Origin of the sequence: Allocatelliglobosispora scoriae (genome assembly GCF_014204945.1) — a bacterium.
GTDB classification, from domain to species: Bacteria; Actinomycetota; Actinomycetes; order Mycobacteriales; family Micromonosporaceae; genus Allocatelliglobosispora; species Allocatelliglobosispora scoriae.
In genome coordinates, this window is record NZ_JACHMN010000002.1 from 2,065,130 (window position 1) to 2,081,855 (window position 16,726).

The window sequence follows — 16,726 nt, forward strand, 5'->3', positions numbered from 1 at the left end:
TCACACCCAGTGCCCGCAGGCGCTGGGTGATCAGCTCGTCCAGGGCTGCCGCGCTCATCCCCTGCGCCGCCAGGCCGTCAACGGCCTGGCGGAGTTCGGTGGTGAGCAGGCGGAGCAGTTCCTCGCGCTGCTGCGGGGTAAGCACTACAGACATGCTGATCCGCCACGGCTGTCAGCGTCCGCCTTCGTGCCCATGGTCATTTCCGATCATCCCATCGCCGATCCGGCGAAACCGGAAGCTCCGGTCTCCTAGTCCTGACGGACGTCTCCCGAATGACGACCCGTCCAAGCATCGCATCCGTTCGCGTTACCCGGTCAGGGCCCACTCAAAACAGTCCTGGCCTGCGCGTAAGGTGCTCCCGTGCCGTTCACCCTCAGCCATGTCGCCGCCGTCCTGCCGCTCCTGCGCCCGGTGGCGCGGGTGCCCTATGCCGCGAGCGCGCTGGTGATCGGCTCGATGGTGCCGGACACGGCGATGTTCGTCCCCGGCTGGCCCGGTTACGACACGACGCACTCGGTCACCGGGATCCTCACCGTGGACACGCTCGCGACGTGTTCGATGGTTGTCGTTTTCCATCTGCTTTTTCGGGCGCCGCTCACAGCGCTGCTCCCGGCCTCGGCCGGCCGACGGATCCCGAGCCCGCCGCCCCTGCGCCGGCCGGTGCTGCTGCTCCTGGTGCCGCCGGCCGCCGCGGTCGGCGCCGCCACCCATACCCTCTGGGACAGCTTCACCCACGCGCGCAGCAGCACCATCTGGGGTTGGCAGTGGCTCACGGCGACGCCGGTCGCCGGACTGACCGCCTACCACCTGCTGCAGTACGCGTCGACCGTGATCGGTCTCCTCGCCGTGGTCGGGTGGTCGCTGCTGAAGCTGCGCGGCCTGCCCGCCGCCGGGTCCGCGCCGAGGATGCCGTCCGCCGTCCGGGTCGCCGTGTGGGCCGCGCTGACAGCGGTCACGGCGGGCTGCGCGGCGCTCTGGCCGACCCGCCTGCACCAGCCGCGGAGCTTCGCCTCAGCGGTCTTCTGGACCGGGATGGGCGCGCTTACCGGCCTGGTGGTAACGCTCACCGTTTACTGCGCGGCCTTCATACTGATCAAAATCCTCGCCGGTACGCCGACCGCCGCGCCCTCAGCCCGCTGACCCGCCCAGACCCTCGCGGAACTCACGTTTGCGCTGCTCCCGAAGCTCTCTGTCGCGCCGCCGCCACTCCTCCATGTCCGTCTCGGACCGCTGCCGCAGCTCCTCGCGGGGATCCCAGTCCGGATCGAGCCCCTCCAGCTCCCGATAGATCAGCTCGACCGGGACCTTCATCTTCAGCAGCTCGACCAGGAGCTGGGGCGGGCTCATCCCGAACGGGGACTCGACCAGCTCCGACGTGTCATAGGCGACGGTCGCGAAGTAGCCGGCGGGCGAGGTCCCGTGGACGCGGACGTCGAGCACCCGGCGGGGCGTGGCCGCGGTGGCGAGGAAGTAGAGGTCCGGTGCGCCGCTGTCCATCGGATCGACGTGGAACCCGGCGTCGGCGAGCGCGTGGATCAGCCAGGCGTACGACCGGAACCGCAGCTCGTTGTGGGAGACGAGCTCCTCGCCGCCGGGCAGGAGGTAGTGGATGTCATAGGTGACGAGGTCACCGCTGACCTCCGTGTCCTGGGACCACACCTGCACACCGCTCGCCAGGGTCCGCCGGGTCGCCGCCGGGGTCCACTGCGTCCAGCAGCGGGCGGCCGGGTTGCGGCTGTCGAAGGTGAGCCGGCCGCCCGGGCGCAGTGCCTTTCGGAGCGCGGCGAGGGTGGCGATCAGTGCACGGTCGTCGGTGATGATCTGGACCACGTGACCGGAGAGGACCGCCAGGTCGAACTGGCCGTCGAACTCGGGGTCGCGAAGGACCGTCGCGTCGCCGTGCACCCACCGGACCTGGTCACCGTCGGGACGGTTGCGGGCGAAGTCCAGCATCGCCGTCGACGGATCGATCGCGGTGACGCGGTGACCGCGTTTCGCCAGCTCGACGGCGAGCAGGCCGGTGCCGCAGCCGAGATCGAGGACCGAGGCGGCGTTGACGTGCGAGGCGAGGTCGATGAGGAAGGGTATGTCGGGACGATCCGGATCCCAGCTGTCATAGACGGCAACCAGCCGGGGATCGATGAACTCCGCAAACGTCCCGGTCACGCGGACAGTCTAAGGTCTGCCCCGGTCACATGCCCCTCGTAGGCACCGCCGGCGTCGATCAGCCGGATGCGCCCGTCCGGGAAGATCGAGAACTCGAACGCCTGGTCGCTCAGCGCCACCGGGAAGCCGTCGAGGTCGGTGCCGCCGAGGGTCGCCGGGACACCGTCATCGGCGTACGCCACGACCCGCAGCCTGCCCGTACCGGATGGGGGCAGATCGAGTTCCCGGCCGGTGCGGATGAAGCGCAGGTCCCGTCCGCCCCGGCTGAGCTGCCCCGGTGCGATGAGCGGCGTGTAGGCGTCGTAGACCGTGCGGGATTGCTGCCCCCCGTCCCATTCCAGCAGGATGTCGAGGGCGGGGCGATACATGTTGATCCGGCCGTACCGGGTGGCCTGGGCCAGGCCGAGGGCGACCGCGTTCTCCGACGGCGTGCAGGCCGTCTCGATCCTGGTCGTGGGCGGGAAGAGGGCCGCCAACCGCTGCGCGACATAGGGAATCTGGCTCATACCGCCGGAGAGGACCACCACGTCCACATCCTCGACGAGCTCGTCGATCGACATCCGCAGCACGTCGTGGGCGGAGGCGGCACCCCGCTCCGTCAGGCGGGCGGCCCGCAGGGCGGCGCCGACGTAGAGCTCGGCCCGGTCCATCTGCGGCTCGAAGGCCTCGTCGAGCTGGTCCCGGCGGTAGCCGACCGAGGCGATCCCGAACTCCCGCCGCGACAGCTTGACGTCGAACTCCGTCTCCGTGGTCAGACCGATCTTCGCAGCTCGTGCGGCATAGGGCAGGCGAGCCCTCGCCCGGCGCGGGTTGGCGAGGCCGCCGATGTCGACACCGGCGGCGGCGAGCACGAATTCGAGGTCGTCCGCGATCGCGTCGTCGAGGGTGTCGCCCGCCTCGTCGATGCCGATCGCGGCGAGCACGGCGACGTCGTGGTGTTCGGCTCCGCTCACGTCGAGCACGGCGATGTCGAGGGTGCCGCCGCCCATGTCGAAGACGACCACCCGCAGCGGTCCGGCGGCGTCGGCGGGGCGGCCCGCGAGCCAGGCGATGCCCGCCGCCACCGGTTCGTCGACGAGGCTGGCGAGCGTCACCGGCAGGCCCGCCCGACGGGCCAGTTCCACCAGTCGCCGCCGCTGGCCGCCGTCCCACATGGCGGGGCAGCCGAGCCGCAGGGCGTCCGGGTCGCTCATCTCCTGGCCCCGAGCACTGCCACGCGCGGCGGCCTCCCGCATGATCGCGATGATCAGATCGTCGGCGCGGACATTGCCGGGCCCGTTCGGCGAATCGACCCGGACGAATTCACTTCCCTCGGTGATCGCCCGCTTGACGGATCGGACCACCTGCTCTTGGCGCAGCTCAAGGGCCTGCTCGCCGACGACGGCGGTGCCGCTGTCGTCGTGGCCCACCACGGACGGCATCCACGTCGAGGTGTCGCCGATCGGCACGACGCCGTGAGGGGAGGCGACGAGGGTGGTGGAGGTGCCGAAATCAAGCCCGACCCCTGGCGTCTTCTCGCTCTTCACCCGTCCCCATCTCTCGGCAGTGCTGCATGCTGTGCCACGTCGACTACTCCTCGACGATGGCCTTGCCGATGAGTACATCCGTGCCGGGCGTCTTCCAGACATACCCGGGTCGGACAACAATGACAGGCGCTCCGTCGCCGATAGCAGGCCCGATCGGTTTGTGCAGCTTCCGATCGAAGGTGGTTTCCTCGCCCGCGCGATCGATCGGTTCCAGGCCGCTGCGCTTCACCCACGCCCTGACCTGACGGGTCATCACGGCGGGTTCGGTCTCGTTGGCGAGCAGCTCCTCCACCTCGCTGGCGAGCTCCGCGAGCGCCCGGACGCCGTCGATCTCGGCCTGCCGCTGCCGGGCCGCCGCTTCTGCGCCTTCCGGGCCGACAGGCTGCGTATCGGCGGGCTTCGGGTCGGCGGGCTTCGGGTCGGCGGGCTTCAGCAGCGCGGTGCGGACGATCTCGGCGAGGGCCGCCTTGCGCGCGGCCGCCAGCTTGCCGCTGAGCAGCAGCTCCAACGCCTCCTCGGCGGAGAGCTCGGCGGATGGTTCGGGGTCGGGCTCCGGCACCGGAGCGCTCTGCTCCACCCAGCGGTAGCGTGCACCCTCGACACTCACCTGGCCAAGCGTTTTGAGCCGCTTCTGCACGACCGGCCAGGCCCGGTCCGCATCGACCTTCGCCACCCCGACGACGAGCAGCGCCGCCTTCACCTCGGCCGCCGTGAGCGCCCGGCCGGCCTGCCGGAGGACACCGAGCACGGCCGCGTCGGCATCGACGGCGAAGAGCCCGGCGAGGGTCTGATCGCGGGGAGGCTTGCCCGGTCGAGTCACGACAGCACTGTAAAGCCTTGACAATGCCGAGTGGAACGGTCGCTCGGACCTAACGGGATCGCTACATCAGGCGGGCCGCGAGGTCGGCGATCCGTTGGCCGTCGTGCTCGCGCAGCAGCGATCGCAGGTTGACCAGCGCCCGGCCGCTCTCCGGGATGAAGCCGAGCTGCTGCACGATGCGCCGCCAACTGTCGTCGTCGTCGACCGCGGCGGCGAGCAGCTGCAGCCCGCGCCGGGAGCCGACGAGCTGGTGCAGGCCGCGTTGCAGGGCCGGCCAGCGGGTGACGATCTCGGAGAGGCCGAGCAGCCGCTGCGCCCGGGTCAGCGCGTCGGCCGGATCGCTCACCGGATCGATGTCGTCGAGCATCCTGACATAGAGCTGCCATACGTTGAGCAGCCTCTTCGCCTCCCGAAGGCTGCGGTCGGGTTGTGCGACGATCCGGCGTACCAGCAGATCTCCCACGCCGGGATGCAGCTCGAGTGAGGGCCAGGCGGGGTTGGTCGGCGGCGACGGCGCGAGAGGGGCCGCAGCCTCGGCGAGGCGGGTCGGCTCGGCGGCGGCCTCGGCCGACGGCGCAGCCGGTGCGGCCGGGACCGGCGGATGCTCGGTGGCGGCGTCCGCGACCGGTGGCGGTGCCGGTGCGTCCGCGACCGGCGGCAGCGGATCACGGCCGGTGACCGAGTCGACGAAGGCCCTGATCCCGTCGTCGAGGATGAGCGGCACCACGACCGGGAGCTGGATCAGCTTGCGCAGGAACGCCCACCCGGGCGACGGGTCGTCGGCGTGCAGCCCGGCCACCGCGCCCTGCTGGTTGCCGTAGACGCTGTCGAGGTGCGCCACGACGACGGTGGAGTCGAGACCGACGACGAACCGGGCCCGCAGCCCGCTGCGCGAGGTCACGTTGGCGAGGAAGAGGTTGATCGCCTCGAAGACGTCGGCGGTCGTGGAGGCGCGGCACCGGTCCAGGTCGTCGACGAAGACGACCAGGTCGTAACCGGCGGTGTCGAGGTCGTCGACGATGTCGCCGATGTTGTGCTGGTAGAGGTAGAGCGACCCGGCCCGGGCCCGGCGCAGCGGATCCGGGGCCGGGTCGACCGTTCCGTCGTCGTCGCCGACGTTGAGCCCGTCGAGCACCGGCCCCTGCAGCAGTTCGCTGGGCAGGTAGTGGGCGGCCTTGCCGAAGCGGCGGCGCAGCGCGGTGTGGACCACGCCGCCGATGACCGTGGCCACCGCGACCAGGATCGCGATCCAGGACGGCGGGACATCCTCGTGCCCGATCCGCAGCGGCGCACCGAGCTGCGCGATCGCGATCGCCACCGGCGCCACCACCGCCGCGCTCGTGGCGAGCCCGAGGATCGACGACCGCGTACGCCGCTGCAGGGTGAGCCGGATCGCGTGCCGGTCGATCCGCCCGAGGTTGCGGGCGAGCCAGTAGCGTTCCCGTTCCCGCTCCGTGGGGTAGAGCACGACCGCGGCGGCCTCGATGATCTCGTTGGCGAGACCGGCCCAGACCTGCTCGCCGGACTGGTGCGCCCACGGGTTGAACCACGCCGTCACCACGCCCCGGGGCCGGGCCTCGGGCCGCGTCGGCAACACGGGTGCCGCGTCGCTGTAGCGGTGGATCTGGCGCAGCACCTGGTCGACGGTGAGCTGCTCGCGTGCGCCGCCGTTCGGCGGTTCGGGCATCGGCGGCGGCAGGTGCCGGCGCACCAGGTACATCAGGGTCGTCTTGCCGCAGCCCCAGGGCCCGTCGATCCCGATCACCGTCGGTGCCGGGCTGCTGCCGCCGGCGTCCGCGGGCCGGCGCAGCTGATCGGCGAGGACCCGGGCCATCCGGTCCCGGCCGACGAGGTCATTCTTGGTGGGTGCGTCCGAGATGCCCCACATGGACACCGGACCCACCTCGATGGTGCGGATCACCCGGCCGCGCTGCGGATCCCACAGCCGCACGGCACCGTCGTGCCCGGCCGAGGCGAGCCGGACATCGTTCCCCTCCGACCAGCAGATCAGCGACCAGATCCCGCCGCGATGGCCGGTCATCGGCTCGCCGATCTGCTCACCGGTCTCGATGTCCCACACCCGGATCGTGCCGTCCAGCCCGGTCGACGCGAGCCGCGACTCCCCGCTCGGCATGACCCACGCGGCCAGCGCCGCGACCCGGCCGACGTGGCCGAGCAGCGGCGCGCCCACCGGTTCGCCGGACTCGGCGTCCCACCGGCGGATCGAGCCGTCGTAGCTCGCGGAGATCAGGAGGGTACGCCCACCGCGGTCGACCGTCGTGATCAGCGCACGCACCCAGCCCGTATGGCCCGTCAGCGGCTCCCCGATCGGCGATCCCGTCTCCGGGTCCCAGCGCCGGATCGTCCCGTCGGCGCTGCCCGAGGCGAGGCAGGGACCCGCCGAGCCGGACCATGTGGTCACCGCCATCACCCAGCCCGTATGCCCCAGCAGCGGCTCGCCGAGCTGGACACCGGCGGTCGGGTCCCACCGCCGGACGGTCCCGTCGAGCCCGCCGGAGACCAGCGCCACCTCGCCGCTGGGCCGCCGCCACGAGGCGAGCGCGGGAACCCAGCCGTCATGACCGGTCAGCGGCCGACCGAGAACCTCCGACGTGTCCGGACGCCAGATGCGGATCGTGCCGTCGTCACCCGTCGAGGCGAGCCGCCGCGGACCGGCGTGATCGCGCCAGCTCACCAGTCCCCAGACACCGGCGGTGTGCCCCACCAGCGGCCGCCCGACCAGGTCACCGGTCTCGACGTTGACGATGCGGATCACGGCGTCGTCGCCGCTCACGGCGAGCACCCGGCCGTGCATGCCCGCGTCCCAGCTCGCCAGCGCCCACAGCCCCGCCGTATGCCCGACCAGCGGCTCCCCCTGCAGGACACCGGTCTCCAGATCACAGGTACGGATGGCACCCCGGGCACCGACGAAGGTGAGCCGCCCCCGGCCGTTGGAGGCGGTCCACAGCGTCAGGGTCGGCAGCGATCCGGCGAACTCGGCGAAGGGCTCGCCGACCGGCTGACCGGTCTCCACGTCCCAGCTCCGGATCGTCCCGTCGGTTCCGGCCGAGACGAGCCGGGTGCCCCCGTCCGGCAGCGCCCAGGTGACCAGGGTCGGCACCCAACCGCTGTGACCGCGCAGCGGCTCGCCGACCGGTGCGCCCGTGTCCGGGTTCCAGACCCTGATCAGCCCGTCGTTGCCGGCCGAGGCGAGGCGGGGTGAGCCGTCGGCGGCGATCCAGGCGACCATGGTCCACAGGCCGGCGCCGTGTTCGAGCCGGACATCGGTGACCTGCCGCCGCAGCTCGGGGTCCCAGATCCGGATCGCGCCGTCGTTGTCGGCGACCGCGAGCCGGGTGCCCTCGGTGCCGTGCCAGCTCGCCATCGCCGCCAGGCCGTCATGCCCCTCGACCAGTGGTTTCCCCACCATCGTGCCGCGCAGCGGATCCCAGATCCGGACCGCGCCGTCCGTGCCCGCCGAGGCGAGCCGAGGGCTGCCGCCGACGCCGTTCCACATGGCTACCGCTCGCACCCACCCGTCATGGCCGGCCACGGGAGCGCCGATCGGTTCACCGGTGGTGTCGCCCGAGCCGAGACTCCAGGTACGGATGGTGCCGTCCTCACCGGTCGAGACGAGGATCTCGCCGCCGGACCAGCGCCACATGGTGAGCAGCCAGACCGCAGCCGTGTGGCCGATCAGCGGTGTTCCGATGCCGACTCCGCGTTCGGGGTCCCAGATCCGGATGGTGCCGTCCGTGCCGGAGGAGGCGAGGCGGGGTTCACCGTCGAGCGTGTTCCAGGAGGCGAGCGTGCCGACCCCGCCGGGGCGCGGGGCGAGCAGCGGAGTGGTGGCGCCGTCGAACATCGAGCGCTCCGATCATCAGCGGAGGCTCCATTGTCGACGATGAATGCGACTAACCCTGCAAGTCTGCTATGCCATGTCGCATTGCTAGACGGGCGCCGGGACCAATTCCCGCTTCACGGAGCGCTCTTCCTCAGCACTGAGCATGGTCATCGGATTGTCGACGCAGCGGGCGGTCACCGTCGATGTCAATGGCGAAGAACTGGCCTGATATGTCAGGCCGATCTCGCACTCCTGCTCGGCGACGACGTCGACCGGCTGATCCAGGAAGACGATCTGCGGATTGAGCAGGAAGTCCGTCGGCTCAGATGACCAGTCCCCGCCCTCGACGAACTGCAGCCGGTAGCCGATCTGGACGGCATTGGCCACGCCGTCCCTGGTGGCGACCACCCGTGCGGTCTCCCGGATGCCGAAGTCCTGGGGCGCGACATCACCGAAGGTCGTCTTCAGGTAGGTCGCGCGCTCGGTCAGCGACACATCGCCGGGAAGGGTTCGGAAGCGGGAGTCATAACTGAACGTGAGCCCGTACAGCTTGTCCTCGGCGCTGATCAGCTGAACGTCGTTCTCCATCGCGTACGGGATGACGGCGCCGCCCGGTTTCAGGAAATGCTTGAGGTTGGCGACGATCTGCAGCTGCGGCTCATAGAAGAACCCGGCGCTGATGACCTCGCTGATGATGACGTCGACTTCCTCGCTGAGCCGCACCGTGGTGGCGTCGGCCTGGATCGCGATGATCCGGTCCTGGAGGTTGTTGCGCTTGGCGTTCTCATTGATGACGTCTATGTAGTCCTTGTTGAGCTCCACGCAGTAGACACGGGCGGCACCCGCCTGTGCCGCGAGCAGTCCGAGCAGCCCGGTACCGCTACCGCCGTCGACGACCACATCGCCCGGCTTGACGACCGCGCGTATCGCCTCCTGGAAGAGTTCCACCCGCCGCACGTCATAGAGGCAGGACTGGATGTCGTAGGAGGTGAATATCTTCTCCCGGTCATTGCGGCGGGAGGCCGACAATCTGCGAATCAGACCGGCCGACATCCTGCCGATGAACCTCAACACAATTCCTCCATGCCAAGAGCCACGGCAGGGCCGCGCCGTTCGACGTACCTACTGTTGTGCGGCCAAAGCCCCGGAACGGTAAACGACAAAACATCCCGTAAGTGACTAGATAGGCTAAAGCTAGCCAAAGCGCACTCACGGGATCAGCCGCTTCCCGTCGATGGCATCGACATGTGTGGCTATCACAATAGAACATAAGCTGTCCGGGGCTCATCCCCTAACGGGTCGATTCCCGGGCCTACCGAGCCGCCGACAGCAGCGAGCCGTGGGCCGGCGAGCCGGCAGGCAACGATAGGACACCTGGTAAAGGCCGGTGTTCACACGACAGTTCGATCATCGGCTGAACGATGGTTCATTAGTGCCGACCTTCAGTACCCCACCGGATGGCGAATTGATGCATCCATGCGGACGAGCGCTTATGGCTACCGGCGTACTGGAGATTGATGACTGGCCACTTCCTGCCAACGGCCGCAGCGACGGGTCTCGCCTCAGCGGTTCACGGCTCGGGGATGAAGCCCGCACCTCCTCGTCAACGACCGGACCCGTCGAAGACCACGGAACAGTCCGGATGAGTACACATCCGGCCCACGAGCGGCCGTAGCCCCGAGATTTCAGCCTAGAAGGGCTCTCCACCACTTTCTTCTCCTCGACGGTGCTGCGATACCCGCGAGCCACACCCCTTGTCGGCGACCTACGCCGTGACGGTCTCCGTTGTCCGGACCGGGGCCGCCGCGCCTGGCGTGTAACCGAACCGGTCGCACACATCGCGCAGCAGCACCTGGTAGGCATGGTCGTCGACGAAGTACTCGTGCTTGGGCGAGTCCACGAACCGCTTGCCGCCGCGCAGGTCCGGCCGGTCGATCTGCTTCGACGCCCGCCAGGCCCGCCACTCCACGCCGCCGAGTTCCCGCAGGGTGATGTCGACGATCGCGGCACTCGCCATGTCGTCGAAGCGCGGGAACGCCGCTCCGGCGAAGTCGCTGAGCCCGAGCACCGTGAGCCCGTCATGGCTGCGGCTGAACATGTTGAGGTAGAGGTCGGGTCGGCCGGTGGAGCCCTGGTAGAGGGTCGGTGCCAGGAACGGGAGCTGCCGCTCGAAGCCGGTCGCGGCGATGATGATGTCGATCTGCTCGGCTGTCCCGTCGGCGTAGCGGACCCCGTGCGGGAGGAGTTCCGCGATGTCGGGACGGGCCGCGATGTGCCCCTGCGCCAGGTAGCCCAGCAGGTCGCTGGTGATCGTCGGGTGGCCGTGGAGCACCGTGTGATCCGGGGCCGGCAGCCCCAGCCCGGTGACGTCCCCGGCGAGCTTCTCGATCAGCTCCGCGGTGTCCGGCGGCAGCGTCATGGCGTCGGGAAGGTCGAGGATGCCGGCGAGGATCGCGTCGGTCGGCACGTCGCCGACGTGTCGGGGGATGAAGCGGTGGCCCCGGCGTACCGACAGGCAGACCGCCGCTCCGGCCCGGGCCACCTCGCAGGCGATCTCGGCGCCCGCGTTGCCCGCGCCGACCACCAGCACCCGCTTGCCGGCGAGCCCGGACGCCGACTGATAGCTCGCCGAGTGCCAGACCTGGCCCTGGAACTGCTGCAGACCGGGCCAGGACGGCAGCGTCGGGTTCCAGGCCGTCCCCGGTGCCGCGATGACGCCGGAGTAGTAGCGGAAGTCGCCGTTGGTCAGGGTCACCAGCCAGCCGATGCCGTCGGGCTTGACCCAGGTGACCGCCGTGTTGAACGTGACGCGCCGGGTCAGGTCGAAGGCGTCGGCATAGGCGCGGACGTAATCGCGCACCTGCGGCCACGAGGGGTAGTCCGGGTATCCGCTCGGCATGGGGAAGTCGGCGAATCCCGAGGTGAGCTTCGAGGAGATCGCGACGCAGCCGTCGTAGACCGGGCTGCCGAACCGCTCGGAGTTCCAGATGCCGCCGATCTCGTGGTGGCTCTCGAACCAGTCGAACGGGATGCCCTCCTCGGTGAGGCGGCGGGCCATCGCCAACCCGGCCGGACCCGCCCCGATCAGGCAGTAGCGGCGGGTCCACTGCGGGGGTCGGCGTACCTCGCGGGCCTGCGGGCGCATGCGGCTCTCGGCGATGCGGGCATAGCGGGCGGGACGCCGGGCCCGGATCACCAGGCCCGTCACCACACCACCGGCCATCACGGCGACGAAGAACCAGGGCAGGGCCGTGACGATGGCGGACGGGCCGCCCATCAGGCCGGTGAAGTTGAGCAGCAGGAAGATCGTCGCACCGAGCAGGCCGACCGCACCGACTCCGGGCAGGATCAGCGTCTTCCAGTAACGGCCCTGGCCCCGACGGCGGAAGAAGGCGACGATCGCCACCGCCGCCACCGACTGGAGACCGACGATGCCCAGCGTGGCGAGGGTGACCGCACCCTGGGCCAGGACCCGGTAGGGGTCGAGGTCGGCCAGGACGGCGACGCCGACGATGACCGCCGAACCGATGCTCACCACCACGCTGCCGAGCTGCGGGCTGCGGTGGCGGGAGTGCAGCTGCCCCAGCGCGGCGGGCAGGATCCGGTCCCGGCCGAGAACGAAGAGGTAGCGGCTGGCGGCGTTGTGGAACGCCAGCATCCCCGCGCACGCCGCCACGATGAAGAGCACGGCCGCGGCCGAACGAAGGGCCTCCCCGCCGTACGCGGCCATCTGGTCGAAGACGAGGGCGGACTGCCCCGACACCTTCTCCTCGATCTCGTCGCCGCCGATGGAGCCGACGAGGATCCAGGTGCTGAGCACGTAGAACAGGCCCATGCAGGCCACGGCGGCATAGATGGCCCTCGGCACGGTCCGTTCCGGCTCGACCGTCTCCTCGCCGTAGAGCGCGGCGGTCTCCAGCCCCACGAAGCTCGTGAAGGCGAACATCACCGCGATCCCCGGCGAGCCGGAGAAGACCGTCCCCGGCGAGAACGAGGTCGCCGGGAAGGCGTCGAGGCCCTTGGAGAAGATGACCGCCACGTCGAAGACCGCGATCACCGCGAACGCCAGCACCATGGCGGTGCCGAGGACCTTCGCCGACAGGTGCAGGGACCGGTAGCCCATGAGGCTCACGAACGCCAGTGCCGCGACGCTGCCCCAGACCCAGCTGATCTGCGCACCGAACTCGGCGGCGATGACGGTGAGGAAGTACCCCGTGGCGCCGGCGATCCCGGCGACGTTCACCGTGTAGGCGACGATGGCGAGCAGGGCCGCACCGATCGCCGGTGGACGCCCGATGCCTCGCGCGATATAGGTGTAGAACGCACCCGTGTTGATCACCCGGCGGCTGATCGCGGCGTACCCGACTGCGAAGCAGAGCAGGACCACCGTGACCGCGAGGTAGGCGGCGGGGTATCCCGCACCGTTGCCCTGGTCCAGCCCGAGGGATGCCCCGCCGACGAAGGATGTCAGCGGCGAGGCCGCCGAAATGACGAGGAAGAAGATCCATGCCGTGCTCAGCCGCCGGTGGCTGGAGACTTTGCCTTGCGGCGCCGAACCTGGTCGCGAACGTGTCATGGATCCTCCTTGACCAGGAAATGTGCAACCGTCGATGGCAAAATTCCATGGTCATAATGACGACCAGCAGACCCTACGAGCCCGCAAGCTCACCGCACCTCATACATATGGACCCAGATGATCAACGATCGCCCAATACGTCCGTGAAATGCCCAGCATGCGGGCTCGAAACGGAGTGGCCGACCGGGGTTCGGTCGCCGATGATGGCCGTGATGACATCCCCGCAGCAGTCCCGGCACTACGCCGACCCCGCGACGCTGGAGGGCGGCCTGCAGATCGGCCACGGCCGCGCCGCCTACCAGGCACAGCACACCGACGCGGCCGGTCCGGCGGTCTACCGCTGCAGTGGCAGCCCTTCGCCGGTGCCAGCGCGACCCGGCCCCGGCCGCTGCGGGAGTCCGCCGACCGGGCGCTGCTGGACCTGATCGCCGATCGGGCGGCGAAGACCGACGATCTCCGCACGGCGCTGGCCGAGCTGCGCCATCGACAGGCGAGCAGCGAGCTGCTCGGCATCGTCGACGAACGCGGCCCCGGCTGGTGGGTCCCCGGACTGGGCCGAGCCGTCGAGCACGCCGCCACCCGCGACCCGATCCGGGCGGTCCCCCTCGCCCGCGGCTGGATCGTCAGCGGCGATCTCCAGCTGAGCTGGTTCGGCGGCGTGATCCTGGCGCGGTTCGGCGCCGTCGCGGACACGGCGCTGGTGGTGGCCGAGATGGAGCGGATGTGGCAGCGCGACGACCTGTGCCATGAACGGCTCATCGAAGCGCTGGCCAGGCACGGGCCTGCGGGCTCGGAGGCGCTGCCGTTCATCCGCATGCTGTGGCGGCGGTCGCCCCACGCTCGGGTACGCGTCGAGTGCCTGCGAGCCTGGCTGGCGATGGATCCGGCGACGACCGACGAGCCGCTGACGCACGGTCTGCGCGACAGCCAGGAGGACGTCCGATTGCTGGCGGTCACGCACAGCCCTCGGCATATGCCGGCCCGGGGTCAGCTGGCCTACCTGCGCGACGATCCGCTGGAGGCCGCCGAGGTGCGCGCCGCCGCCCGCGCCCGCCTGCTGGCCCTCGGCTGATCGGGCGGTCCGGCGCGGTGGGCGGTCCCGGTCAGATCAAAGCCACAAACCCTCGGGGGTACGCGGACCGCAGCGGGCATGGCGGGCACAGCCATCGACAGATGCACCCGCCGAGATCTCGCGCTATACGCCGGTGTTGCCGTCGATCTGCTCGCGGATGATGTCGGCGTGGCCGTTGTGCCGGGCGTACTCCTCGACCATGTGCACGTAGACCCAGCGCAGCTCGAAGTCGCGCTCCTCGAACGGGTAGAAGAACGTCGTCTCCAGGGAGCAGTCCACCGCCGCCGCGTCGGCGAGCCGCACCTCCTCCAGGTAGAGGGCGAAGTCGGCCTCGGCATCGGCGGTGTCGACGTCGTCCAGGTCCGCGCCGGGGCTGGACTCGGTGCGGTAGATGTCGCCGAGCGGCTCGCCCTGCAGGCACCGCCGGAACCACCAGCGCTCCACCTCGGCCATGTGCCGCACGAGGCCCAGCAGGCTCAGGTTCGACGGCTTGGCCGGGCGCATGCGCAACTGTTCGATGTCCAGCCCGGAGCACTTCCACAGCAGGGTGTCCCGGTGGTGGTTGAGCCAGCTCTCCAGGACCGCACGTTCCGTGCCGATCCGCAGGGTAGGGCGTCGTTGTATGGCGGGTGCCGTCCAAGTCATGGCATTGAACGTATGGGTACGGCCAGATGGGCGCTCTATTCGTTCATGCGCTGTCGGCCGCCGGACAACAGGGAAAGCGGAACCGGCACCGACCAGGCGATCGTCTGGTCGGTGCCGGTTCAACTCAGGCTAGAACGGCATGCTCATCGGCGGCCCGCATACAACTGCGTCACGTGATCGGCGCTGAGCTCGTAACCGTAGAGCCGGAAGTCGTCGATCAAGCCGTCGAACCGGTCGTCACCCCAGCTCGTTCCACCGATGAAGTTGGCCGTGGTGTTGCCGCCCACGCCCACGTCACCCGTGTTCTCGTCGAAGGTGTAACGGACCGAGACGCCCTCGTTGTACATCGCGACGATGTCCGCCGAGGTCAGCGCCGACGGGTAGACCCGGACGTCGTCGATCAGGCCGTCGAAGGCCGCGTCGCCGTATCCGTTGCGGCCCAGCCAGTTGTTGGCCGTCGGACCGATCTCGGTCATCCCGATGGTCAGGTCGGTCCGGGTCGCGATCACCACGCCGTTGAGGTAGAGCGTGCCGATCGAGCCCTGGCGGGTGAAGGCCACGTGGTTCCACTGGCCCGCGACCACGTCCTGCGCGGGACTCGCGTAGACCCGCTCCTCGGGACCGGTCTTCGCCTTGAAGGTGACGGCGAGGCCGGTGCTCCCGTTGGCCTGGGTCTGCATCTGGATCTGGTAATAGCTCCCGGCGGAGCCGAGTCCGTCACCGATGTGGAACAGGCCGGTCCAGTTGTTCTTGACATCGGGACGCACCCAGAACCCGGTGGAGAAGTTCACCGCGCCCTGGAGCAGGTTGTCCGGCAGGTCGACCGCGTTGGCGGTGCTGCCACCGGGCAGGTTGACCGCCTTGCCGATCACGCCGTTGGCGGACCAGCCGGCCGTCCCGGTCAGGACGGCGGCCCCCACCGAGGAGACGGAGCCGGTGTTGGCGGCGGTGGTGCCCGTACCCTCCTCGAACTCGTAACGGACCGGGATGCCGGTGGCCGGCGGCGGCGCGTTGTCGCCGACGATGACCAGGTCGTCGACCATCAGGCCGACGGCGGTTCCCCGCAGCGTGAGTGTCTGGTTGGCGGTCGCCGCGGTGAAGGTGCCGACATACGTGCCGTAGGCAGCCGTCGAGGGCTGTGCCGTCGTGGCGGTGATGGTGGCGTTCAGGCTGCCGATCGCCACCGTGCCGGTCGCCGCGGCGGTCCCGGCTGCCCGGGCGTCGCGGGCGTAGCGCAGCGATAGCCGGTAGGTCGCGCCGGGGGTGAGATCGCTGACGGTACGCCTGATGTTGCCCGTGGCACCCAGCGCGAGCTGGTAACCGGTGAAGCCGAGGCCACCCTGGCCGGTCGCGTTGCCGCGCACCAGCTGGACCTGGCTGTCGACCGCCCACGGCACCATCCGGCTGTTGCCCGCGGCCACGTCGACGGTCGCGGGCGGGTTGTTGGTACGCCACTCGGCGGGCAGGCGCGGGTACTCGAATTGGTCGACGACCCTCGGGTTGAGCTGCGTCATGATGACCGCAGGATCGATCTTGATGAGCTTCGCGACCGACGGCGTACCGGCGGCGTCGAAGACGTGGAGCATGTATGACCCGGGCGGGGCGTAGTTGCCGTTGAGCGGCGAGGTGATGGTGACCGTGCCACCGGACTGGCTGAACGCCAGCTCCTGGAAGTTCTGGTCGTTGTTGAAACCGTGCGTCACGGAGCCGTTGCGGAGCAGCGTGACCCGGGAGACGGTGCCGGTCGCGGTGATCTGGAAGGAGCCGTTGTAGCCGATCTTCGCGGGCGCGGCGCTGATCACCGGACGCGGAGCGGCGTTGTTGCCGTCGAACAGGTAGTTCGGCGAGTAGTACTCCACGTCCGTGTAGTTGCGCGGACCGGGAGCGCCGCCGCCGACCATGACCCGGCCGTCGGGCAGGAGCAGGGCCGTGGAGTGGTAGAGCCGGGCGTGCTCCTGCGGGATGACGACCTCGGTCCAGTTGCCCGTGTTCGGGTCCCAGATCTCGGGGTTGGTGACATATCCGCCGTTGCCGTTGTTCTCCCGGGCACCGCCGGTGACCAGCACCCTGCCGTCG

The 16,726-nt window shown here is 70.0% G+C and carries 10 protein-coding genes; 2 read left to right on the forward strand and 8 right to left on the reverse strand.

The window, feature by feature from the left end:
- The first annotated feature begins 361 nt into the window (after positions 1 to 361).
- Entirely contained in the window at positions 362 to 1,141 is a 780-nt protein-coding gene (locus tag F4553_RS14910) for a DUF4184 family protein (protein WP_184836415.1), read from the forward strand.
- Here the strand turns inward: F4553_RS14910 and F4553_RS14915 are convergent.
- The 6 genes from F4553_RS14915 to F4553_RS14940 all read right to left on the reverse strand — a co-directional run bounded on the left by F4553_RS14915 (position 1,130) and on the right by F4553_RS14940 (position 12,933).
- A complete protein-coding gene (locus tag F4553_RS14915; protein WP_184836417.1) occupies positions 1,130 to 2,167 on the reverse strand; it encodes a class I SAM-dependent methyltransferase in 1,038 nt (345 codons plus the stop codon). The genes F4553_RS14910 and F4553_RS14915 overlap by 12 nt on opposite strands.
- Positions 2,164 to 3,693, reverse strand: a complete 1,530-nt coding sequence (locus tag F4553_RS14920) for an Hsp70 family protein (RefSeq protein ID WP_184836419.1) — start codon at positions 3,691 to 3,693, stop codon at positions 2,164 to 2,166. The genes F4553_RS14915 and F4553_RS14920 overlap by 4 nt, the downstream gene beginning before the upstream one ends.
- A 43-nt stretch (positions 3,694 to 3,736) precedes the next feature.
- Positions 3,737 to 4,513, reverse strand: coding sequence for a hypothetical protein (locus F4553_RS14925; protein WP_184836421.1), 777 nt, complete (start codon positions 4,511 to 4,513; stop codon positions 3,737 to 3,739).
- Positions 4,514 to 4,574: 61 nt separating this feature from the next.
- Entirely contained in the window at positions 4,575 to 8,378 is a 3,804-nt protein-coding gene (locus tag F4553_RS14930; protein ID WP_184836423.1) for a P-loop NTPase fold protein, read from the reverse strand.
- A gap of 84 nt (positions 8,379 to 8,462) precedes the next feature.
- Positions 8,463 to 9,431 (reverse strand): 50S ribosomal protein L11 methyltransferase, encoded by a 969-nt coding sequence (locus tag F4553_RS14935; RefSeq protein WP_184836425.1) that lies wholly within the window; start codon positions 9,429 to 9,431, stop codon positions 8,463 to 8,465.
- A 691-nt stretch (positions 9,432 to 10,122) separates the two neighbouring features.
- Positions 10,123 to 12,933, reverse strand: a complete 2,811-nt coding sequence (locus F4553_RS14940; protein ID WP_184836427.1) for an amino acid permease — start codon at positions 12,931 to 12,933, stop codon at positions 10,123 to 10,125.
- Between the two features lie 157 nt (positions 12,934 to 13,090).
- Between F4553_RS14940 and F4553_RS14945 the strand changes: the two genes are divergently transcribed.
- Complete coding sequence (locus tag F4553_RS14945) at positions 13,091 to 14,005, forward strand: hypothetical protein (RefSeq protein WP_184836429.1); 915 nt, start codon at positions 13,091 to 13,093, stop codon at positions 14,003 to 14,005.
- Positions 14,006 to 14,128: 123 nt separating this feature from the next.
- Here the strand turns inward: F4553_RS14945 and F4553_RS14950 are convergent, their stop codons facing one another.
- Both F4553_RS14950 and F4553_RS14955 read right to left on the reverse strand, forming a co-directional pair.
- Positions 14,129 to 14,650 carry a DinB family protein gene (locus F4553_RS14950; protein WP_184836431.1) on the reverse strand — a complete coding sequence of 174 codons (522 nt, stop codon included), beginning with the start codon at positions 14,648 to 14,650 and terminating at the stop codon, positions 14,129 to 14,131.
- 143 nt (positions 14,651 to 14,793) lie between these two features.
- Entirely contained in the window at positions 14,794 to 16,716 is a 1,923-nt protein-coding gene (locus F4553_RS14955; RefSeq protein ID WP_221469897.1) for a LamG-like jellyroll fold domain-containing protein, read from the reverse strand.
- Positions 16,717 to 16,726 lie beyond the last annotated feature (10 nt).